The 20235-nt window shown below is 65.2% G+C and carries 22 protein-coding genes and 1 tRNA gene; 9 read left to right on the top strand and 14 right to left on the bottom strand.

What is annotated here, in order from left to right; genetic code table 11:
- Positions 1 to 172: 172 nt before the first annotated feature.
- The 5 genes from purH to htpX form a co-directional block, all read right to left on the bottom strand.
- Positions 173 to 1795: a bifunctional phosphoribosylaminoimidazolecarboxamide formyltransferase/IMP cyclohydrolase gene (purH, locus tag Q0974_RS06495; protein ID WP_299324017.1), complete on the bottom strand. Its 1623-nt coding sequence runs from the start codon at positions 1793 to 1795 to the stop codon at positions 173 to 175.
- 64 nt (positions 1796 to 1859) lie between these two features.
- Positions 1860 to 3593, bottom strand: a complete 1734-nt coding sequence (locus tag Q0974_RS06490; protein WP_299324014.1) for a heparinase II/III family protein — start codon at positions 3591 to 3593, stop codon at positions 1860 to 1862.
- Positions 3590 to 4252, bottom strand: coding sequence for a ribulose-phosphate 3-epimerase (gene rpe / locus Q0974_RS06485; RefSeq protein WP_299324012.1), 663 nt, complete (start codon positions 4250 to 4252; stop codon positions 3590 to 3592). Before rpe ends, Q0974_RS06490 begins: the two co-directional genes overlap by 4 nt.
- A 100-nt stretch (positions 4253 to 4352) precedes the next feature.
- Positions 4353 to 5648: a methyltransferase domain-containing protein gene (locus tag Q0974_RS06480; protein ID WP_299324019.1), complete on the bottom strand. Its 1296-nt coding sequence runs from the start codon at positions 5646 to 5648 to the stop codon at positions 4353 to 4355.
- A complete protein-coding gene (gene htpX / locus Q0974_RS06475; protein ID WP_366943580.1) occupies positions 5645 to 6571 on the bottom strand; it encodes a zinc metalloprotease HtpX in 927 nt (308 codons plus the stop codon). Before htpX ends, Q0974_RS06480 begins: the two co-directional genes overlap by 4 nt.
- Positions 6572 to 6636: 65 nt before the next feature.
- Between htpX and Q0974_RS06470 the strand changes: the two genes are divergently transcribed.
- Positions 6637 to 6807: a DUF1674 domain-containing protein gene (locus tag Q0974_RS06470; protein WP_299324009.1), complete on the top strand. Its 171-nt coding sequence runs from the start codon at positions 6637 to 6639 to the stop codon at positions 6805 to 6807.
- Between the two features lie 64 nt (positions 6808 to 6871).
- Here the strand turns inward: Q0974_RS06470 and Q0974_RS06465 are convergent, their stop codons facing one another.
- Both Q0974_RS06465 and tsaD read right to left on the bottom strand, forming a co-directional pair.
- Positions 6872 to 7858 (bottom strand): NAD(P)H-dependent glycerol-3-phosphate dehydrogenase, encoded by a 987-nt coding sequence (locus tag Q0974_RS06465; protein WP_299324007.1) that lies wholly within the window; start codon positions 7856 to 7858, stop codon positions 6872 to 6874.
- Positions 7855 to 8889 carry a tRNA (adenosine(37)-N6)-threonylcarbamoyltransferase complex transferase subunit TsaD gene (gene tsaD, locus Q0974_RS06460; protein ID WP_299324004.1) on the bottom strand — a complete coding sequence of 345 codons (1035 nt, stop codon included), beginning with the start codon at positions 8887 to 8889 and terminating at the stop codon, positions 7855 to 7857. Before tsaD ends, Q0974_RS06465 begins: the two co-directional genes overlap by 4 nt.
- Before the next feature lie 41 nt (positions 8890 to 8930).
- Between tsaD and hemC the strand changes: the two genes are divergently transcribed.
- The 3 genes from hemC (at position 8931) to Q0974_RS06445 (ending at position 11547) form a co-directional block, all read left to right on the top strand.
- Positions 8931 to 9866: a hydroxymethylbilane synthase gene (gene hemC / locus Q0974_RS06455; RefSeq protein WP_299324002.1), complete on the top strand. Its 936-nt coding sequence runs from the start codon at positions 8931 to 8933 to the stop codon at positions 9864 to 9866.
- Complete coding sequence (locus Q0974_RS06450; RefSeq protein ID WP_299324000.1) at positions 9863 to 10543, top strand: uroporphyrinogen-III synthase; 681 nt, start codon at positions 9863 to 9865, stop codon at positions 10541 to 10543. Before hemC ends, Q0974_RS06450 begins: the two co-directional genes overlap by 4 nt.
- Before the next feature lie 77 nt (positions 10544 to 10620).
- Positions 10621 to 11547: a hypothetical protein gene (locus tag Q0974_RS06445; RefSeq protein ID WP_299323994.1), complete on the top strand. Its 927-nt coding sequence runs from the start codon at positions 10621 to 10623 to the stop codon at positions 11545 to 11547.
- Between the two features lie 6 nt (positions 11548 to 11553).
- Here Q0974_RS06445 and Q0974_RS06440 read toward each other — a convergent pair whose 3' ends face one another.
- From Q0974_RS06440 to Q0974_RS06430, 3 genes are all read right to left on the bottom strand, one after another.
- Complete coding sequence (locus tag Q0974_RS06440; protein WP_299323991.1) at positions 11554 to 12474, bottom strand: tetratricopeptide repeat protein; 921 nt, start codon at positions 12472 to 12474, stop codon at positions 11554 to 11556.
- A 107-nt stretch (positions 12475 to 12581) separates the two neighbouring features.
- Positions 12582 to 13469, bottom strand: coding sequence for a CoA ester lyase (locus Q0974_RS06435; protein ID WP_299323990.1), 888 nt, complete (start codon positions 13467 to 13469; stop codon positions 12582 to 12584).
- A gap of 10 nt (positions 13470 to 13479) precedes the next feature.
- Positions 13480 to 13818: a hypothetical protein gene (locus tag Q0974_RS06430; RefSeq protein ID WP_299323989.1), complete on the bottom strand. Its 339-nt coding sequence runs from the start codon at positions 13816 to 13818 to the stop codon at positions 13480 to 13482.
- Positions 13819 to 13933: 115 nt separating this feature from the next.
- Here Q0974_RS06430 and Q0974_RS06425 point away from each other — a divergent pair, with 115 nt between their 5' ends.
- Genes Q0974_RS06425 through Q0974_RS06410 form a run of 4 tightly spaced genes read left to right on the top strand, consistent with a single transcriptional unit; the run spans position 13934 to position 16641 of the window.
- Positions 13934 to 14539, top strand: coding sequence for a DUF6445 family protein (locus Q0974_RS06425; protein WP_299323987.1), 606 nt, complete (start codon positions 13934 to 13936; stop codon positions 14537 to 14539).
- A gap of 59 nt (positions 14540 to 14598) precedes the next feature.
- On the top strand, positions 14599 to 14979 hold the full coding sequence (locus tag Q0974_RS06420; RefSeq protein WP_299323985.1) for a hypothetical protein: 381 nt from the start codon (positions 14599 to 14601) through the stop codon (positions 14977 to 14979).
- Positions 14980 to 14986: 7 nt separating this feature from the next.
- Entirely contained in the window at positions 14987 to 16060 is a 1074-nt protein-coding gene (locus Q0974_RS06415) for an alpha/beta fold hydrolase (RefSeq protein ID WP_299323983.1), read from the top strand.
- Positions 16057 to 16641: a GNAT family N-acetyltransferase gene (locus tag Q0974_RS06410; RefSeq protein WP_299323982.1), complete on the top strand. Its 585-nt coding sequence runs from the start codon at positions 16057 to 16059 to the stop codon at positions 16639 to 16641. Before Q0974_RS06415 ends, Q0974_RS06410 begins: the two co-directional genes overlap by 4 nt.
- Here the strand turns inward: Q0974_RS06410 and Q0974_RS06405 are convergent.
- A complete protein-coding gene (locus Q0974_RS06405) occupies positions 16638 to 17699 on the bottom strand; it encodes an alpha/beta hydrolase (protein WP_299323980.1) in 1062 nt (353 codons plus the stop codon). The genes Q0974_RS06410 and Q0974_RS06405 overlap by 4 nt on opposite strands.
- Between Q0974_RS06405 and yghU the strand changes: the two genes are divergently transcribed.
- Complete coding sequence (gene yghU / locus Q0974_RS06400) at positions 17698 to 18618, top strand: glutathione-dependent disulfide-bond oxidoreductase (RefSeq protein WP_299323977.1); 921 nt, start codon at positions 17698 to 17700, stop codon at positions 18616 to 18618. The two genes, Q0974_RS06405 and yghU, sit on opposite strands and share 2 nt — an antisense overlap.
- 30 nt (positions 18619 to 18648) lie before the next feature.
- Here the strand turns inward: yghU and Q0974_RS06395 are convergent, their stop codons facing one another.
- From Q0974_RS06395 to Q0974_RS06385, 3 genes are all read right to left on the bottom strand, one after another.
- Positions 18649 to 19272, bottom strand: coding sequence for a 2-hydroxychromene-2-carboxylate isomerase (locus Q0974_RS06395; protein WP_299323975.1), 624 nt, complete (start codon positions 19270 to 19272; stop codon positions 18649 to 18651).
- The gene (locus tag Q0974_RS06390; RefSeq protein ID WP_299323973.1) at positions 19256 to 20050 is read right to left on the bottom strand and encodes an SDR family NAD(P)-dependent oxidoreductase; all 795 of its coding nucleotides are present in this window, start codon (positions 20048 to 20050) and stop codon (positions 19256 to 19258) included. Before Q0974_RS06390 ends, Q0974_RS06395 begins: the two co-directional genes overlap by 17 nt.
- Positions 20051 to 20136: 86 nt before the next feature.
- Positions 20137 to 20211: transfer RNA gene (locus Q0974_RS06385), tRNA-Gly, on the bottom strand.
- Positions 20212 to 20235: the final 24 nt, after the last annotated feature.

Below are 20235 nucleotides of genomic sequence, written 5' to 3'. Positions count from 1 at the left end.
TTGTCAGACCTCTCCTACGGCTCGGCGCGGCACCGGCCCGCTCCCCCTCCCGACCTCCCACAGGGTACACTTATTGGGAGGTCGGGAGGGGGAGCGGGCCGGTGCCGCGATTTTTCCGCAAAGGAAAAATTCTGACAAAAGACCCTGAGGCGAAGCCGAAGGTCTGACAAACCTAATGCCGGAAGTGCCGCATCCCGGTGAACACCATGGCAAGGCCGGCCTCGTCCGCCGCCGCGATCACTTCCTCGTCGCGGATCGAGCCGCCGGGTTGGATCACCGCTGTTGCGCCGGCCTCGACCGCCGCCATCAACCCGTCGGCGAACGGAAAAAACGCATCCGACGCCACGGCCGAACCGATCGTGCGCGGCTCCGGCCAGCCAGCCTTCTCCGCCGCATCCTTCGCCTTCCATGCCGCGATGCGCGCGGATTCGAGCCGGTTCATCTGGCCCGCACCCACGCCGGCCGTGCTGCCATCCTTCGCATAGACGATAGCGTTCGACTTCACATGTTTGGCGACCCGCCAGGCGAACAGGCAATCGGCCAGTTCCTGCTTAGTCGGAGCGCGTGTGGTGACGGTTTGCACATCGGCTTCGGCGATCCGGCCATTGTCACGCGACTGTATCAGCAGGCCGCCCGCGATGGTTTTCATGCTGAAGCCCGGCCGTGCGGCATCGGGCAGCGACCCGGTCAGCAACAAGCGGAGATTCTTCTTCTTCGCGAAGATCGCGCGCGCCTCGTCATCGGCATCGGGCGCAATGACGACCTCGGTAAAGATCGCTGTGATCGCTTCGGCGGTCTGCGCATCGAGCGGCCGGTTCAGCGCGACGATCCCGCCAAATGCCGAAACCGTGTCGCAGGCGAAAGCGGCCTTGTATGCGTCCAGCGCGGAGCCGGAGACGGCCACGCCGCACGGATTAGCGTGTTTGACGATCACGCAGGCGGGATCTTCACCGCCGAATTCCGCGACCAGTTCGAACGCCGCATCGGCATCGTTGTAATTGTTGTAGCTGAGCGCCTTGCCCTGAACCTGCTCGGCTTGGGCGATGCCCTGGGTGCCGACCGATGCGCCGCGATAGAGCGCGGCCTGTTGGTGCGGGTTCTCGCCATAGCGGAGCATATCGACTCGGCTGAAGGCGACCGGCATGGTCTCGGGAAAGGGCGTCGCGCCGAGCGCCTCGGGGCCTTCGGGATGGGTAAAAGCGTCGCCCCAGGCGAACCAGTTGGCGATCGCCGAATCATAGGCCGCAGTATGCGCATAGGCCTTGGCCGCCAGCCGGATACGCATGGCCAGCGGCGTCTTGCCGTCATGCGCGTCCAAGCTTTCGACGAGCGCGGCATAGTCCGACGGATCGGTGACGATCGCGACATGGGCGTGATTCTTGGCCGCCGAACGCACCATGGACGGCCCGCCGATATCGATATTCTCGATGATCTCCGGGCGTTCGGCACCCCGCGCCACGGTTTCGGCGAACGGGTAGAGATTCACCACGACGAGATCGATCGCGCCGATCTCATGCGCCGCCATCGCCGCGACATGCTCGTCATTGTCCCGCACGGCGAGCAATCCGCCATGCACTTTCGGATGCAGCGTCTTGACCCGGCCGTCCATCATCTCCGGAAAGCCGGTCAGATCGGAAATGTCGCGAACCTCGAGGCCCGCTTCGCGCAACGCCTTTGCCGTGCCACCCGTCGAGACCAGCTCGACACCGTGGCGCGCGAGCGCCTGCCCCAGTTCGACGAGCCCGTCCTTGTCGGAAACGGAGAGAAGCGCGCGGGAGATTTTCACTTGCGTCATCGGAGATCCTGTTCGTGAGGAGCGGGCCGCGAAAGCCATGCCGAAATAGTCGTTGCCCTGCTGTCTATCCCGCCCGCCGGAAGAGCCAGCCGATCGTGGCGCCGCCGGGCGCCGTCTCGCCGGCCAGCACCAGTTGCTTCGTCTGACACAGGCGCGATTTTTCATCGATCCATACGCTGTCGTCGATCATTAGGCCGGTGCCGCGGCAGCGGAAATGCCATGCCGGGCCGCCTTCGACGCGCAGCAGGGCCCCCATATTATCCGCCGTCGGCGACACTTCGATGCCCGGGGCGAGATGGAAGCGGATCGCGAAGGCCGCGCCATCGGATTTCTGCCGCCCGCCGGGCAGCAGCACATCCTCGCCGCGCAGCTCGTCGCCATCCTCGGACAGACCCATCTGACGGCGATGGACGAAACCGAAACGCTGAACATAGCCGTCATGGCTGGCTTCGAGCCGGGTGACGCCATGGCGCTCGCGCCGGCGCATCTCGACCTCGACGACGCCGCGGCCGAGCGAACCATCCGGATTGAGCGCCGTCGAATTGCTGTCGGCGACCGTCAGGGTCGAATGGGCCGCGGTCGTGCGCAGGCCATCGGCGAAATTTTTCGGCAGCGCCGTCCCGCCCGCGCCGCCGCAATTGACGACGATGCGGTGCGGGCCGTGGGACAGTTCGAAGGCGAGCGTCGACGCGCAGCCGCCAGTCTCCAGCCGCATGGACGGCGGCGGCGCGGCATCGACGACGAGCACCGTATCGCCGGCCGCCATCCGCTGATAGCCCCAGTCGCGCGCCGCGCGGAGCGGCAGGGCGCGATGCCCGGTCGCCTCGATCGCGGCGGCGATGCGGCGGCCCGGGATCGGTGGCCCGCCCTGCCAGCTCGAAAGGCCGCCATCGCCGAGCGTAACGCCCAGCAAGGCGGGAATCGCGAATGACAGGGCGGAATCGAACGGCGCCGGAAAGGGCAATTGGCGCGCATCATAGGCCGCGCGCAGCATGGCCAGCGTCTCGACAAGCGCGAGCTGCGCGACCGGCGAGCGACAGATTATCCCGCCGTCGGCCGTCAGTGTCTGCGAGAGCGCGCGCTCAAGGCCGAGCTCGCCACGCATCACCCGCGCTTCCCCGCCCTGCACGAGCAAGCCGGCGCCGATCACCCCGGCCCATGCCCGCACCTGGGTCAGCCCCGGATTTTCCTTGGGCGCGGCCCGCTCGAGATGCCGCGCGCCGCGCGCCAGCGTGTTGAGCACGGCCGAGCGATAGATGAGATCGGTCGATGCGAGGATGACGGGCGCATAGCTCGTCCAGAGAAACACCCTGTGACCCCACATATCGGTCCGCCAGCCGGCCTCGGCCACCTTGCCGCTATGCGTTTCGAGCCAGTTGCGCATCAGCTTCTCGGCGATCGGCACGATTTCCTCGCGCGCACCGGCGGCGGACAAATCGCGCAGCCATTCGAAGCTCTGCAGATAATCGGCAAGGCCGGACGAAACGTTCAGATCGGCGAAATCGAGATCGGCCAGCGCGATTTCCTGCCCATGATAAAGCGCCCGGCCTTCGAGCAGGGAGGCCCCGCGCGTGCGATCGCCCGGAATCGGGTCCTCGGGCACGGCGAGCAGCTTCAGCGGGAATTTCCCGCGTAGCCGCAGGCGATGCAGCGGCGTGCGCCAGATCAGCCGCCGGAACCGCGTGGCAAGCTTCTCCGACAATGACAGCCCGCCATCGTCGAGCCGGATCAGCCGTCGGCCCTTGTCGATACTGTCCCGCGCGTCTGCCGGCATCTCGATGCGCTCCGCGACCGTCATTGGCCCCTCAGCGCCGCGATATTGGCTGCATAATGCTCCGGACCGCCTCGGAAAGTGGCCGTGCCGGCGACGAGTGCGTCCGCACCAGCCGCAATGGCCCGGGGCGCGGTATCCGGATCGATGCCGCCATCGACTTCGAGATCGATCGCCTTGCCGCTCGCATCGATCCGCGCGCGTATGGCCTCGATCTTGCGCAACTGGCTCTCGATAAAGCTCTGCCCGCCGAAACCCGGATTGACGCTCATCACGAGCACGAGATCGATATCCTCGAGCAGATAATCGAGCACATCGACCGGCGTTGCGGGATTGAGCGATATGCCGGCTCGCTTCCCGAGCGATTTAATATGCTGAACCGTTCTATGAACATGCGCACCGGCTTCCGGATGTACAGTGATCGTATCGGCGCCCGCCTCGGCGAAATCGGCGAGAAACGCATCGACAGGCGAAATCATCAGATGCACGTCGAACGGCTTGTCGGTGTGCGGCCGCAATGCCTTCACGACGCCAGGGCCGATGGTGAGATTCGGGACGAAATGGCCGTCCATCACGTCGATATGGATCCAGTCCGCCCCGGCGGCGTCGATCGCGCGCACTTCTTCCCCCAGCTTGGCAAAGTCTGCGGAGAGGATCGAAGGCGCTATGCGGACAGGCCGGGCCATAATCGGGCAGCCTTAGGTGAGGGCCCGGAATCGGGCAACCGGGCATGCCCGCCTGCATCCGGAATTTGGGGATAAGACGCACAGTTTGTGCGATTAAACCCTAGCTGTGCCGAAACCGGACAATGAAAAAGCCGTCCGACCCGCCCGGATCGGCGAGCTGACCCGGCAGAATGCGCAGCCAGCCTTCGGGCGCGACCGCGAGACCGGCAGGCAGCGCCACTTCGTCGATCGGTGCGATTGCGAAGGCCGGATGGCTCTCCAGAAATGCGCGCGCGACGGCCTCGCCCTCTGCGGTTTCGAGCGAACAGACCGCATAGACGAGCGTGCCGCCGGGTTTCAGCCAGCGCGATGCGCGATCGAGCATCGCGGCCTGTATTTCTGCGCATTCGGCGATGACGCGCGGGCTCGCCCGGTAAAGCACATCGGGATGTCGCCGGAAGATGCCGGTCGCCGAACAGGGCGCATCGACGAGAATGGCGTCATAGGCCTCGGCCGGCGCGGCCCATTGCAGCGCATCGGCCGTCACAAGTTCCGCCGACAGGCCTGTGCGCGCGAGATTTTCGGAAAGTCGCGCCAGACGACTTTCGGCCCGGTCGAGCGCCGTCACAGTCCAGCCCTGCGCGGCCAGTTGCAGCGTCTTCCCGCCCGGCGCCGCGCACAGATCGAGCGCCGTCCGGCCTTCCCCCGGACCGAGCAGGCGCGCGGGCAGCGAGGCTGCAATATCCTGTACCCACCATTGGCCATCGGCATAGCCCGGCAATGTAGTCACGGCAGCGCGCTCCCGGCGAACATGGCCGGGCAGCAGGCTCGTACCCTCAAGCGCCGCTGCCATAGCCTCCGTTTCTTCTGGTTTCGCAAGCGTCAGATCGAGCGGCGGCGGCGCGGCGATCGCTTTGGCGGCGGACGCCACCATGGCGTCGCCCCAGGCCGCCGACCAGCGCGCCGCAATGGGCTCCGGCAGGGTGGGGATGTCGGGGAGCGTCGCGTTGCCGCGCGACAATGTGCCGAACACGCCATGGGCGAGCCGCTTCGGCCCACCGGCGAGCAAGGGCAAGGCCGTCGATATCGCGGCATGATGCGGCGTATTGAGCGCCAGCGCCTGAGCGAGCGCCATGCGCAGCACCATCCGGGCCTTGGCGTCATCGGGCAGCGGGTTTTTCGTGGCGCTGTCGATCAGCCGGTCATAATCCGGCAGGCGCCGCAGCACCTCGCCGACGATAGCAGCCGCCAGACCTCGATCGTCGGCGCGTTTGAGGTGGCGGAACGCACGTCCCGTCGCCGCATCGACAGATTTCCCATGGCGCAGCACCGCATCGAGCACGGTCAGCGCCGCGCGCCGGCTGTCGACGCCTTGCGCTATATTCGAACTGCCGCCCGTGTCGTGTGAAGCGCTCAGCGGCCGCGCCCATGCGGATCGAGCGCGCTGCCCGAACGCCGCCCTTCTCCCCCAAGCCGATCATCCGTGCCGCCCGGGCCGAAATCGGAACCATCCGTCACGGCCGCCATCTTGTTCAGCCGGGCGATGCGATCGCCGGTATCGGGATGGGTCGAGAAAAGGCTCCGCGCACGGCCGAAGACGGCTGGCACGATATAGAGCTGCGCCGCGGCGGGATTGCGCTCGACGACCGGATTATGGACCCGGGATGCGCCATTGGCGAGCTTGGCGAGCGCCGAAGCCAGCGCGCCGGGCTTGCCCGAAATCTCCGCGCCGCCCCGGTCCGCGCCATATTCGCGCGTGCGGCTGATCGCCATCTGCACGATCATTGCCGCAAAGGGCGCGAGGAACACGGCCACGAGCGCGGCAAGCCCCGCGCGGCCGCCACCGCCGCGGAAGAAATAGCCGTAGCTGGCCAGCATCGAGATCGCGCCGGCGATCGTCGCCGTCATCGTCATGATCAGCGTATCGCGGTTGCGGACATGGGCGAGCTCGTGCGCCATCACGCCCTCGACCTCGTCGCGATTGAGGATCTCAAGCAGGCCGGATGTTGCCGCAACGGCGGCGTTTTCCGGATTGCGACCGGTCGCGAACGCATTGGGATGCGGGGAATCGACGATATAGACTTTGGGCATGGGCAGCTGCGCCTTTGCCGCAAGCCGCTCTACAAGCCCGTAAAACTCAGGCGCCGATCGCGCATCGACCTGCCGCGCATTATGCATGCGCAGAACGATCTTGTCGGCATTCCAATAGGTAAAGAGGTTCATGCCCGCCGCAACGACAAGCGCGAGCAACATACCCATACGGCCGCCGAGCATAAGCCCGACACCCATGAAAAGCGCGGTCATGACCGCGAGCATGATCAACGTTTTGAACTGGTTCACCTTGCGTCTCCGTCTGGAAAGCCCAAAATGGGGATTGTCAGGCAGTTTGACAATTGGAGCATGTGATGGCCGGAAAACGCCCCGATTGGCTCGAGGTTCCCGCGCATCTATCGGAAAACACACCGGTTCCCGAACCCGAAGCGCCCAAGGAGCAGGCCGAGCATGGCGGCAAGGACGGGCTAGAGCCCACCCGCTATGGCGACTGGGAGCGCAAAGGCATCTGCTGGGACTTTTGACGTTTGCGTCAGTCCGAAGGGCTGATGCGCACGTCAACCCTCGCGAAGGCGAGGGTCCGCCCCGCTAACGCTCGCTCTTCAACGGCCGCGCCATTAGCGCCTCCACCGTCGCGTCAACCGACGTCTTGCCCTCCAGCAGCGCACAAACCGCCTCGGTAATCGGCATCTCGACGCCTGCATCATGCGCTGCTTCGCGCAACACCGGCGCAGTATGCGCGCCCTCGGCGACCGTGGTGCGATCGGCCAATAGCTCTTCGGCCGTTTTTCCTTCTCCGAGCCCCTTGCCGAGCGAGAAATTGCGCGAACTGGTCGAGGAACAGGTCAGCACGAGATCGCCTAAACCGGATAGCCCGGCAAGCGTTTCCGCTTCGGCGCCGCGCGCAAGCCCGAACCGCGTCATTTCCGCAAAGCCGCGCGAAATCAGCGCGGATCGCGCATTCTGACCGAGCCGTTTGCCCTCGACGACGCCACAGGCGATGGCGAGCACATTCTTGACCGCGCCGCCGATTTCCGCGCCGACAACATCCTTGGAGAGGTAGGGCCGGAAGGTCGGGCTGGCGAGGCGCGCGGCCAGCGCCTTGCCGAGCGTCTGATCCTCGCAGGCCAGCGTCACGGCCGCCGGAAGCCCCGCCGCCACCTCATGCGCGAAGGTCGGACCGGACAGCACCGCGATCGGCGAGCCCGGATAGACCTCCGCCGCCACCTCGCCCATCAGCTTTTTCGTCCCCGCCTCGATACCCTTGGCGCAGAGGATAAGCGGCGCGAAACCGATCGATGCGGCACTCAGCGTATCGCGGACATGCTGCGCGGGCGTCACGACGAGGATTGCGTCGCAATCGGCGAGATCGTCGATCTGGCTCGTCGCGCGAATGCTGCGGGAAAGCGGGATATTGGGTAGAAACAGCGGATTGGCGCATTGATCGTTGATCGCGCGCACGACATCGCCCTCGCGCGCCCAGAGGATCACTGATCCGCCGCTCTGCGCCGCGCTTTGCGCGAGCGCGGTGCCCCAGGCGCCGCCGCCGATCACGCCGATCGTGTCTATCGTCATGCCTTCACTCCTGCGCCCCGGGCTTTAGCGGCATGCGCATCGAGCGGCCAGCGCGCGCGTGCCGGCACGTCGAGCGGATCGGTAAGCCCGGCCGCGAAGCGCTCCGCGCCCGCCCAGGCGATCATCGCCGCATTGTCGGTGCACAGCCAGGGTGGCGGGGCGATATAGTTGAGACTCTCGTTTACAGCCAGAGCCTGTAATGCGCTGCGAATTGCGGCGTTTGACGCCACACCGCCCGCGACGACCAAGGCATTGATATCGCCCACCGATTCGAGCGCCCTTTCGGTGCGATCGATCAGGCAATCGATCACCGCCTGTTGGAAGCTCGCGGCGATATCTTCGGGCGCATATTGTCCGCTATCCCGCGCGCGCAGGACGGCGGACTTGAGGCCGGCAAAGGAAAAATGCGGCTCGTCCGACCCCAATAGCGGCCGCGGCAGGGGCACGGCTTCCGGATCGCCCCGTTTTGCCGCTTCTTCGACCGCCGGACCGCCCGGAAAGCCGAGGCCCAGAAGCTTGGCCGTCTTGTCGTATGCTTCTCCCGCCGCATCGTCGATCGTCGTTGCGAAGCGCTTGTACGCGCCGACGCCCTCGACCAGCAGTAGTTGGCAATGGCCGCCCGATACGAGCAGCAGCAAATAGGGGAATGCGAGATCGGGATCGGCGAGGCGCGGCGACAGCGCATGGCCTTCGAGATGATTGACCGCGATCAGCGGCCTGCCGCCGGCGAGCGCCAGCCCCTTGCCCGTCATCAGCCCGACCATCACGCCGCCGATCAGCCCGGGGCCAGCCGTCGCCGCAACGGCATCGATATCAGCCAAGGATAATCCTGATTCCTCAAAGACTTGCGCGACCAGTGGCGTCATGGCTTCAACATGAGCGCGCGCCGCAATCTCGGGCACGACGCCGCCGAACGGGCGGTGTGCGGCCTCCTGCCCGGCCAGCGCATGCGCGAGTATCTCGCGCTCGCTCGTCACCAGCGCCGCCGCGGTTTCGTCGCAGCTCGATTCGAGTCCCAGGATGATCGCCATCGCCCTTCCCTGCCACTGCATCACCGGCTAGCACAAGCCTCATGACCGCCACCCGATTTTCCACCCCGCTGCGCCTCGGAACGCGCGGCTCGCCGCTCGCCCTAGCCCAAGCCAATATGGTCAAATCCGCGCTGATTGCAGCGCATGACCTGGCAGACGCGGATATCGAGATCGTCACCGTCAAAACGACCGGCGATGTGGTGCAGGACCGTGCGCTGGCCGAGATCGGCGGCAAGGCGCTCTGGACCAAGGAGCTGGATCGCGCGCTCGGCGAAGGCGAAGTGGATTTCACCGTCCATTCGATGAAGGATGTGGAGACGATCCGCCCAGCTGATATTGCGCTCGTCGCCAATCTCCCGCGCGCCGATGTGCGTGATCGTCTGATCGGCGCGGAGACGGTGGAGGCCCTGCCGCAGGGCGCGCGGATCGGCACCTCCTCACCACGCCGCGCGGCGCAGCTGCTCGGTTTGCGGCCCGACCTCGCCATCGAAACGCTGCGCGGCAATGTCGCGACCCGGCTCGCGGCAGTCGAGAGCGGCACGATCGATGCGACTCTGCTCGCCGCCGCCGGTCTGGACCGGCTCGGGCACACCGATCTTGGCGCGGCTATTCCCGTCGAGACGCTGTTGCCGGCCGCACAGCAGGGTGCCGTCGGGATCGAAACGCGTGCCGACGACCCGCCGACGCGAGAGCTGATCGCCGCCATCAATCATGACGCCACCTGGCAGTGCGTAGAGGCGGAACGCGCGCTGCTCCATGCACTGGGCGCGGATTGTCATTCTCCGGTCGCCGCGCTCGCACGGGTCGATACTGACGCCATCACGCTGCGCGCCGAACTGCTGCTGCACGATGGCAGCGAGAAGGTCGCGCTGGTGGCAGAGGGCCCGGTCGATGACCGGCTGGATATGGCGCGCAATCTGGGCACGGCGCTGCTCGATGGCGCGAGCCCGGCGGTACGGGCCTTGTTCGCCGGGTGACGTCACAGCTCGTTATCTTCCGCCCCGAACCCGGCGCGAGCCAGACGGCACAGCGCGCAGCGGATTCGGGATGGAACGTCCTCAAACTACCGCTTTTCACGATTGCGTCACTGGACTGGGATGCGCCCGCTCCGGCCCCGTTCGATGCCGTGCTGATGACAAGCGCCAACAGCGCGCGCTTCGGCGGCCCCGGTCTTGCGCGTTTTACCCATCTGCCGCTCTATACCGTCGGTGCGCATACGGCCGAGGCCGCGCGCGATCTCGGCTTCGAAACGATCGTCACCGGCGATGCCGGCGCGGCGGCCATGGCGGACAGGCTGCGCGCCGATGGCAGAACGAAGATTTTCCATCCCGCGGGCAAGGCGGCGCGGCCCTTCGACGAGTCCGGTCTCTCGATCACGCGTGTCGCGGCATATGCGGCCGTCCGGACCGCACCGCCCGACCTCAGCGTCATCGGTGAAGACGCGGTGCTTCTGGTCCATTCGCCGCGATCCGCGCTGTATCTCGACGAGCTTTGTTCGGCGCAGGCCATCGCGCGCGATCGGTTGCCCCTTGTCGCGATCAGCGAAGCCGCTCTCGCGAAGGCCGGAACAGGTTGGAAGGTCGCCATTGCGGTCGAGCGCCCGAGCGATGCCGCCATGCTCGACGCCGCTTTGGCGCTCGCCGGTCCCCGCTAGGCGAAAGCCATGCTATCGGGTAAAGCATCGCTCCGGTGCGGATATCCGCATCTGACGAAGGAGCCGCGAAACGCATTATGGCGCGCGATTACGAACCGATCGAAACCCAGGACACGCCGCGCCAGTCGCTGATCCGCGTGCTGATCATCGCCGGCGTCGCCTTTCTCGGCGGCGTGATCGGGATGGGCTGGTTTCTCGTCAATTATGGCAGCTCGATGGGCCTGTTTCCCGCCGCCAACGAAGCGACGGCATCGCCGGAGAGCAGCGCGGCGGTCGCCGAACTCGAGCGCCAGCTCGACGAAGCCGAGCCCGGCGATCCGGGCGCCCCGGTCGGCGAAGTGCCGGACACCGCTGAGATCGAAGCGGATCGCGCGACACTCGCGCGGCGCGTCGCCCAGCTCGAAGACCGGATAGACCGGATCGGGACGCGCGCGGGCGCGGCCGCCGGCAATGCCGACCGCGCCGAGGGGCTGCTCGTGGCGTTCGCCGCGCGGCGCGCGCTCGATCGCGGCATTGCGCTCGGCTATATTGAGGGATTGCTGCAGGAGCGGTTCGGCCGGTCGGCGCCCGAAGCCGTGGCCCGGGTGATCGCCGCATCGCGCCAGCCGGTCACGCTGGACGGGTTGCAATCCCGGCTCACCGAGCTCGAACCGGCGCTGATCGGCATCGGCGAGGATGAGAGCTGGTGGGATGCGGCGCGGCGCGAACTCTCCGAGCTTTTCGTGCTGCGGCAAGAGGGCACGCCCTCGCCTGCCCCGCGTCAGCGCCTGCAGCGCGCGCGCGATAAGCTCGCCGTTGGCCAAGTCGATACTGCGCTCGCCGAAATTCTGCGTCTGCCCGGACGCGAAGCCGCCGAGCAATGGATCACCGATGCCCGCCGCTATGTCGCCGCGCGCAATGCGCTCGACCGGATCGAGACGATCGCGCTGATGGAACCGCGCATCGCCGAACAGCAACGGCAGCGCGAAGAAGCGCGCGAGGCGGAGGAAGAAGCGGCCGAATAGCCGCGTCTAGTCTTCGGGCTCGGTATCCCGCCGCGTATAGAGGCCATCGAACGCGACCGACCATGTCGCGCCACCATCGCTCGATGTTTCCCAAAATTGGCGCACCGCACCGCTATCCTCAACCGACCAGGTCACGCGGTTGATCGTGCCCGTCGCCGCACGGATCGGAAGATCGGCGTCGGTCAGCACCATTGCGCCATTCTCGTCGAGATTGCCTTCGATATAAACGGGCACGCCATTGTTCGCCATCCAGCTCTGGTGCCAGCGGCCTGAAATCGAGTCATAGAAGTTGATGCTCATCCCAGTATAGCCGCCCGCATCATATTCCTCGAGTACGACACAGCCGCCGTGCCGGGCCGAGATCCGGCTGGTCGCCGTCGGCGCCGAGGCCCCGCCGGCTGTAACGTCCCATTCGCCGAGCCAGAAATCGAAGGCCCGATATACGGGATCGGTGCAAGGTGTCATCGTTTCCACCGCCGCAGCGAAACGCGGTTCGTCTGCCAGCGACGCGAACTCCGCCGCCGCCGCGATCGTGCGCCCGATCGGTGCGCCCGCTTCCGCGAGCGCCTCGATTTCGCCGAGCGCGGCGTCTGTCTCGCCGAGCGCCATCAAGGCGCGCGCCAGATGGTAGCGCGCCCGTGGCGCCGGAGTGAAGCCCGCGTCTATCGCCTGGGTATAGGCCCCGCGCGCGCCGGCGAAATCTTCGGCCGCATGACGGGCCTGGGCGAGGCTGAACCAGTTGGTGGCATTGGCCGGGTCGGTTTCCAGCAACGCCTCATAGGCGGCGGCGGCGGCGCTCCAGTCTTCGGCCGCGAGAAGCGCATCGGCACCCTCTTGCGGCGTTGCCCAAACCGGACCGCTCACAAGCAGCGATGCCGCGATCCCTATGGCGATCCGGCCTTTTCCTGACGTTTCAATACCCATCATGATGCCCCTTATGTTTCGCGTTCTGTAATGTGCGCTGCATTTGGTCCGTGTCGAACCATAGGGGCGATGATGGAAATCCTATTCGACGAACGGCGGCTGCCTATCGATCAGCCGGGCACAGCCTCGCCGGCCCACTCCAAAACGCGTCGGGCCTGCAGCAGATGCGGCCGGTCCAGCATTTTTCCGTCGAGGCCGATCGTACCCGCCCCGGGGTTGGCGGCGAACAGCTCGACCACCTGCCGCGCATGATCGATCTCGGCTTCGCTCGGCGTGAAGGCGGCGTTGATGATCGGCACCTGCGCGGGATGGATGGCGAGCTTGCCGGTGAAGCCCTCACGCCGGCCCCTGTCGCAATCGGCGCGCAAGCCGTCATCGTCGCGAAAATCGGCGAACAGGCTGTCGACCGGCTGGACCCCGGCGGCGACCGCACCGGCCAGGCAGAGGGAGCGGGCGAGCTTGTAGGTGAAGCTGAGTTCGCCATCGGCATCGAATTTGCTCGATGCGCCGAGCGCGGCGGACAGGTCCTCCGCCCCCCAGGTCAGCGCGACCAGCCGCTTGCTGACATCCGCGTAACTGCCGAGGCCGAACAGGCTGGCCGCGGTTTCGGTCGCCACCGCGCTGATCTTCGTTGTGCCGATCCGGATTCTGCGCGCGCCCTCCTCCGCATCGAGCATCCGTCGCAGCGTCGCGATATCCTTGCCGCTCTCGCTCTTCGGCAGCATGACGCCAAAGGGCCGGGCCCGGACGACCGCGCGCAGATCCGTTTCGGCCATCCGGCTATCGAGCGGATTGATCCGCACCCAGAGCTGCGCGGTATCCCGGTCAGCGCCCTTGAGCGCTGCGGCGGCAATCTTCCGGGCGTCCGACTTGTTCGCCTCGGCCACCGAATCCTCGAGATCGAGAATGATCGCGTCCGCCTCGCCGCCCAGCGCCTTGGCGATTTTCTTCTCGCTATCGGCCGGCACGAACAGCCAGCTTCTCGGTATTGTGGGCATTTCCGTTATCCTAGCCGCTCGCCGTGTCGGGCAGATCGATCAGGCATTCCTGGATGCTGCGCGAAAGGAACTGACCCGCCTCAAAGACCTGGTCGTCGTCGAGATCGCCGCGCAAACGCAGCGCCTCTTCCTCATCCTCGGCGATCGATGCGATCACGAAAGCATGGGTCTCAGGCGTGAGGCCCTGCGCCTGCTCGTCGAGACAGGCGCACAGCTCCGCATCGAGCTGACCCTGGGCATTGCAGGCCGCCGCGAAATCGCCGGCTGCGGGCCCCGAACCGCCGCATGCGGCCAGCCCCGCCAAGGCGGCGAGGGGCAGAGCGGCGCGGGAAAGACGCGTATGAAACATGGCTATTCTCCCTATCGACTCGCGCGCAATGATGCCGCCCGGTTGCTTGACAGTCCAGCGGCGATGCAACAGGTCCGGGCCCATAGTCCGCTGCCGATTTTTCAGGTGCCTGCCCATGCTGCCCTCGCTTATCGTTGTCGACGATTTTCTCAGCGATCCGCATGGCGCGCGGCGGCAGGCGCTGGCGCTCGATTATGATCCGGCGTTCAAGAACGGCAATTATCCGGGCATCATCTCGACTAAGCCGCTGCCGATCCAGGGCTTGGACGCCAGCGTTTCGCGCATCGTCGGCACCAAGGTCAAAGCCGATCCGCAGACCAGCCACGGCCATTGCCGGCTGACGCTCAAAGCCGACAAGGGCAAGAGCGGCGTCCATATCGATCCCTGCTTTTACTCGGGCATCCTGTACCTCAGCCTCGACGAGCATTGCCGCGGCGGCACCGATTTCTTCCGCCATCGCCGCACCGGCCTCGACGCCGTACCGAACGATCCGGCCAAGCTCGCCGCGACCGGCTATACGGACCCCAACGCGCTGATCGAGGAGGTCGTGAACAAAGACACGACGATGGCCAGCAAATGGGAACGGACGAGCCGGATCCCGATGCGCTTCAACCGGCTGATCCTGTTCAAGCCCTGGCAGTTTCACAATGCGGGCCCTGGCTTCGGCAAGGACAAGGAGACCGGCCGGCTCGTCTATCTGATGTTCTTCGCCGCGGGATAGCGCTCGACTCATATCGGCGCGCACGGCATAATCGCTGTAAACCGCAACGGGAGAGGCCGATGGCCGACAACAATAAGAGCGATCCGATGGACGCCATGCGCACGGCCATGAGCGACCTCGAGGCGCGGTTCGACGAGATGTCGAAAGCGGTGTTCGGTACGGACGCCTTTGCGCGGACGACCGGCGCGGCGACCGAGCTCGGTGCCAAGGTCCAGAAGGGCGTGTCCGATCAGATGTCGAAGAATCTGGAATTCTTCAACATGCCGAGCCGCACCGACATCACCGCGATTGGCGAGCGGCTGATGACGATGGACGAGCGCCTCGTGCGGATCGAGGAGGCTCTCGCGAAGCTCGTGCCCGACGAACCCGCCGCCGCGTCCGGCCCGCCGCGGACCCGCAAGCCGCCCGCCAAAAAAGCCGCGAAGAAGAAATCGGACTAGCCCGGACATGGCCAGCGCATCCGAACAGGAGGGCGGCGCGGCGATCCGCACGCTTGTCGAGCGGTCGATCCAGCGCAATATCAAGGGCGTCGAATATTTCGCGTCCGCCGCCCCGGCCGTCGGCCTGACGCCAAAGGAAACGATCTACAAGCGCGGCACGCTCAACCTCTATCATTACAAGCCGCTCGCCGACGAAATCTATCGCGTGCCGATCCTGATGGTCATGGCGACGACCAATCGCGGTTATGTCTTCGATATCGCCGAAGAGCACAGCTTCGTCCGCTTCCTGCTGAATGCCGGGTACGATGTGTTTGTGATGGACTGGGATGCGCCGCGCCCGGAAGAGAAAATTCTCAATCTCAACAATTACGCCAACACCTTTATCGGCGAGTGCCTGCGGCGCGTGCGCGAGGCGACGGGCGAGCAGGAAGTTTCGCTCGTCGGCTATTGCATGGGCGGGGTTCTCTCGACGATCTACACCGCCACCCATCCCGACGAACCGATCAAAAATCTCGTCTGCTTCACAACGCCGATCGATTTTTCCGAGATGACGCTCTTCTCGCACATGTCGCAGGAGAAATATTTCGACGTCGACCGGCTCGTCGACAATGTCGGCAACGCATCACCCGAACTGCTGCTGACCTCCTTCGACATGCTGCGCCCGTCCGGCCGCGCCGCCGCGCAACGGACGCTATGGGACAATATGTGGAACGGCGATTTCGTCGAGTTCCACCGCAAGATGGACCGGTGGAGCAACGACATGCTGCCGCTCGCCGGCGAATATTTCCGCGATACGGTGAAAAAGCTGATGTGGAAGAACCAGCTGCTCGAGGGCACGCTGGAAGTCGGCGGCCGGACCGCCGATATCGGCAATATCGCCATCCCGCTATTCCATGCCGTCGCACTGCACGATCACATCGTGCCCTATGAAGCCAGCAAGCATCTGGTCGCGCTGGCGGGGTCCGAAGACAAAACCGAAATCACTCTGAAAGGCGGCCATATCAGCCTGATCGCCGGGCCCAATGCGGCGCGCAGGCTCTGGCCGACCCTGGACGAATGGCTCGCCGAAAGGTCCGTATGACGATGGAACGCTTGCCCGCAACGATCAGCCTCGACGGCACCGACTATGCGCTGCGCGCGATGACGGCGGAGGACAAAGCCGCGATCCTCGCCTTCGCCAAATCGCTACCCGCGCACGACCTGCTCTTCCTCACGCGCGACATCACGAAGCGCCGCGTCGTCGATGCCTGGATCGATCAGACCGATTCCGGCGCTATCGAAACCGTAGTCGCCGAACAGGATGGCCGGCTCGTCGGTTGCTCCGCGCTGATCACCGATCCGCTCAGCTGGTCGCCGCACTTGGGCGAGCTGCGCGTGCTCGTCGATCCGGCGGCACGCCAGCACGGCCTCGGCCGCGTGCTGATCGAACAGTGTTTCGGCAAGGCGCTCGACAAGGGCCTCAAAAAGCTCACCGCGCAGATGACCGTGGACCAGAAAGGCGCGATCACATTGTTCGAGGAGCTGGGCTTTCGCGGGGAGGCGCTGCTGCGCGACCATGTCCGCGATGCCGAAGACACGCTGCACGACATCGTGATCCTCGCCTGCGACGTCGATCGCGCGACGAGCCAGCTCGAAGCCTATGGTATGAGCGAGGGCAGCTAGGCCGTTTTCGCGGCAATATAGGCGCCCATTTCGGCAATCGATTCCCGCGCTTCTTCCACCATGGGGTAGAAGGCCTGGAAGACATGGATCATGTCGGGCCAGATTTTGAGCGAGACATCGACACCCGCCGCCTCGGCACGTTTCGCCAGCTCGACCGAATCGTCGAGCAGCACCTCGCGGTCGCCGACATGGATGATCATCGGCGCAAGTCCCGAAAGGTCGGCGAGGATGGGCGAGGCCAGCGGGTCGGTCGGGTCCGAGCCCGCCAGATAATGCGCGGCCATGGCGCTGATCCCGTCCTTGCGGACCATTGGATCGGCATCCTTGCGCGTCTCATAGGCCATGGCGACGATGCGCAAATCCGTCCAGGGCGATAGCAGCGCGGCGCAGGCCGGTTGCGGCAGTCCGCGATCCCGCGCCGCCAGCAGCAAGGCCAGCGACAGCCCGCCTCCGGCCGAGTCTCCGGCAACCGCGATTGTCGACGGATCCCGGCCCCTATCGAGCAGCGCGCTGTAGACGGCGACCGCATCCTCGACTGCGGCGGGAAACGGGTTTTCGGGCGCCAAGCGATAATCCACGGACAGTCCCTTGAGGCCGCTCGCCTTGCTGAATCCGGAAACGAGCCCGCGATGCGTGTTGACCGAACCGACGACATAGCCGCCGCCATGGAAATAGAGCAGCACAGCATCGTCTTTCGCGCCCTCGACCCATTGCCATTCGCACGGCACGCCGGCGATGGTTCCCGCCTGCTGTTGCGCGCCTTCGGGCAACGGAAATGTACCGGCCAATTGCTCCATGCCCGCGCGCATCTCGGCGACGGTCGGCTCGTCGTCCGTCTGATTCGCATTCAGCAGCTGAACGACGACATCCATTTCCTGTTTCGACATGGCGCTCTCCCCGGCGTGTTCGATTTCCGGCACGCTACGGACCATCGCCATCGCGGTCCAGCTTGGACGCTGGCGAAAGCGCAGCCACCACCCCGAATAGTTTTCCGCCGTGGACTCCGCACCGCCGATCGGCAATCGTCCGCCAAAATCAACAAAAAGGAAAACCGCCATGAGCGACGACGCCGAAACCCCCGAAAACCAGCCGCCCGGTTACGAGCCCGCCAAAATCTGGACCTGGGACAAGGCGAGCGGCGGCCGCTTTGCGAATATCAACCGGCCGATCGCCGGGCCGACACATGACAAGGAGCTGTCCGTCGGCGAGCATCCGATCCAGCTCTATTCACTGGCCACGCCCAACGGCGTGAAGGTCACGGTGATGCTCGAAGAGCTGCTCGCGCTCGGCCATGAGGGCGCGGAATATGACGCCTGGCTGATCAATATCGGCGAGGGCGATCAATTCTCCTCAGGCTATGTCGCGATCAATCCGAACTCAAAGATTCCGGTGATGGTGGATCGCAGCGTCGAGCCGCATCAGCGCGTGTTCGAATCGGGGTCAATCCTGCTCTATCTCGCCGAAAAGTTCGGCGAGTTCCTGCCGACCGACCATGCCGCGCGGACCGAGGCGCTGAACTGGCTGTTCTGGCAGATGGGGAGCGCGCCCTATCTCGGCGGCGGTTTCGGCCATTTCTACGCCTATGCGCCGATGAAGATGGAATATCCGATCGATCGTTTCGCGATGGAAGTGAAGCGGCAGATGGATGTGCTGGACCGGCATCTGGCGGAGAACGACTATATGGCCGGCAGCGACTATTCGATCGCCGATATGGCGATCTGGCCCTGGTATGGCGGCATGGCGAAGGGCGTGCTCTACGAGGCCGCGGAATTCCTGCAGGTCCATGAATATACGCACGTCAATCGCTGGGCCGACCAGATCGCGGAACGCCCCGCCGTCCAGCGCGGCCGGATGGTCAACCGCGTGTTCGGCGACCCGGAAAGCCAGCTCCCCGAACGCCATGACGCCAGCGACTTCGAGACGAAGACGACGGCGAAGCTGATGGCGGCAAACGAAGAGGCGGCGAAGAAGGCGTAACGGAGAGGCGAAGAAGGCGTAACGGAGAGATTAGCCGCCCAATGCCCGCTCGACATAGTCGAGCCGGTCATGGCCGAAAAACAGTTCATCACCGACGAAAAAGGCCGGCGCACCGAAAACCCCGCGCTTGACCGCCTCTTCGGTGTTGGCGCGCAATTTGTCCTTATTCTCCTGCGCCGTGCCCAGCGCGACGATTTCCTCGATGTCGAAATTTTCCGCCGCGCACATCGCCGCTAATTGCTGCGGGTCGGTGGGATCGAGGCCGTTCTCGACACCATAACTGTGGCGAAAGCAGGCATCGATAAAACGCGTTCGTTTCTCAGGCTGGTCGTCGAGCCCGCACGTTGCGCGCGTCAGGATCAGCGTGTTCGCCGGAAAGGCGGGATTGAGGTGATAAGGCACACCGATATGCGCAGCGCAGCGCGGCAGATCCTGCCCCAAATAGGCCGCTTTGGCAGGAACCGTACCGGGCGGCTTGTTGCCGGTCGCCTGCATTACACCGCCTTGGAACATCGGGCGATAGATGGCCTCGGCATCGGTTCGCTCGACAACACCCGGCACCACGAAATGCGCGAGATAGGCGGTCGGGCTCACATAATCGAAGAAGAATTCGAAGGTTCGGGGCAGCGGAGCCTCCCTAGATTTCGGACGCAACGGATCGGGCGATCGCGCTGCTGTTGAACCAGGGGATGTCGGTATGGGCGCGGACATCCAGTTCGTGCGTCCAGACCGAGCGATGTTGTTGCGCAAGATGATAATAGGTTTCGGCGATCTTTTCGGGCAGCAACAGGCCGTCTTTTGCGCCTTGCGTATCGCGCAGCTGCTGGAATCTTTCCGGCCCCAGGAGCTTGCCCAGCGTATCGGGCGCATCGACCGAGCCATCGACGATGATGTGCGCGACATGGATGCCTTGCGGCGCGAACTCGGCGTTCAGCGACTGGCACAGCATGCGGCGTCCGCCGAACGACGCGGCGTGGCTGTGCTGCCCGGCATTGCCCCGCATCGCCGCCGTCGATGACGTCACCAGCAGCGTGCCCTTGCCGCGCTCGACCATCTTGGGAAACAGGCAGCGCGCCAGGCGATAGAGGCCGAAGCACCCCAATTGCCAGCCGAGCTCGAACGTTCCGGGCGGCGTTTCTGCGAGCGATCGGTTGCCGATCTGAGCACCGAGATTGTAGATCGCCGTGTCGATCGGGCCAATCTCCGCCTCGACCTGTGCGACGCGCTCCTCGATCGCATTGTCCTCTGTAGCGTTCATCAGGAAGCCGGTCGCCTCGCCGCCCGCGCCCTCTATTGCGCCGACAAGCTTTTGCAGCCCCTCCTCATCGCTCCGGCGGCACAGCACGGCATGATAGCCTTCAGCCGCAAACTTCGCGCCGACCGTACCGCCGATCCCGGCGCCGGCACCAATGACTAGGCAGACAGGTTTCACGACATTTCCCCAACGCTGATCTCAACCAGCGCCAAGCTTGCAACAAAGCCGGATGGACAACAACCGGATATGAAAAGTTTGGGAAATGGAGCGGGCGAGGCGATTCGAACGCCCGACCCCAACCTTGGCAAGGTTGTGCTCTACCCCTGAGCTACGCCCGCTTAAGCGCTCTTCTGTTATGGCGG

This window comes from Parasphingopyxis sp., assembly GCF_028279465.1.
GTDB lineage: Bacteria > Pseudomonadota > Alphaproteobacteria > Sphingomonadales > Sphingomonadaceae > Parasphingopyxis.
The sequence above is the reverse complement of the archived record's forward strand: the minus strand, read 5'-3'. Positions and strand labels throughout refer to the sequence as shown.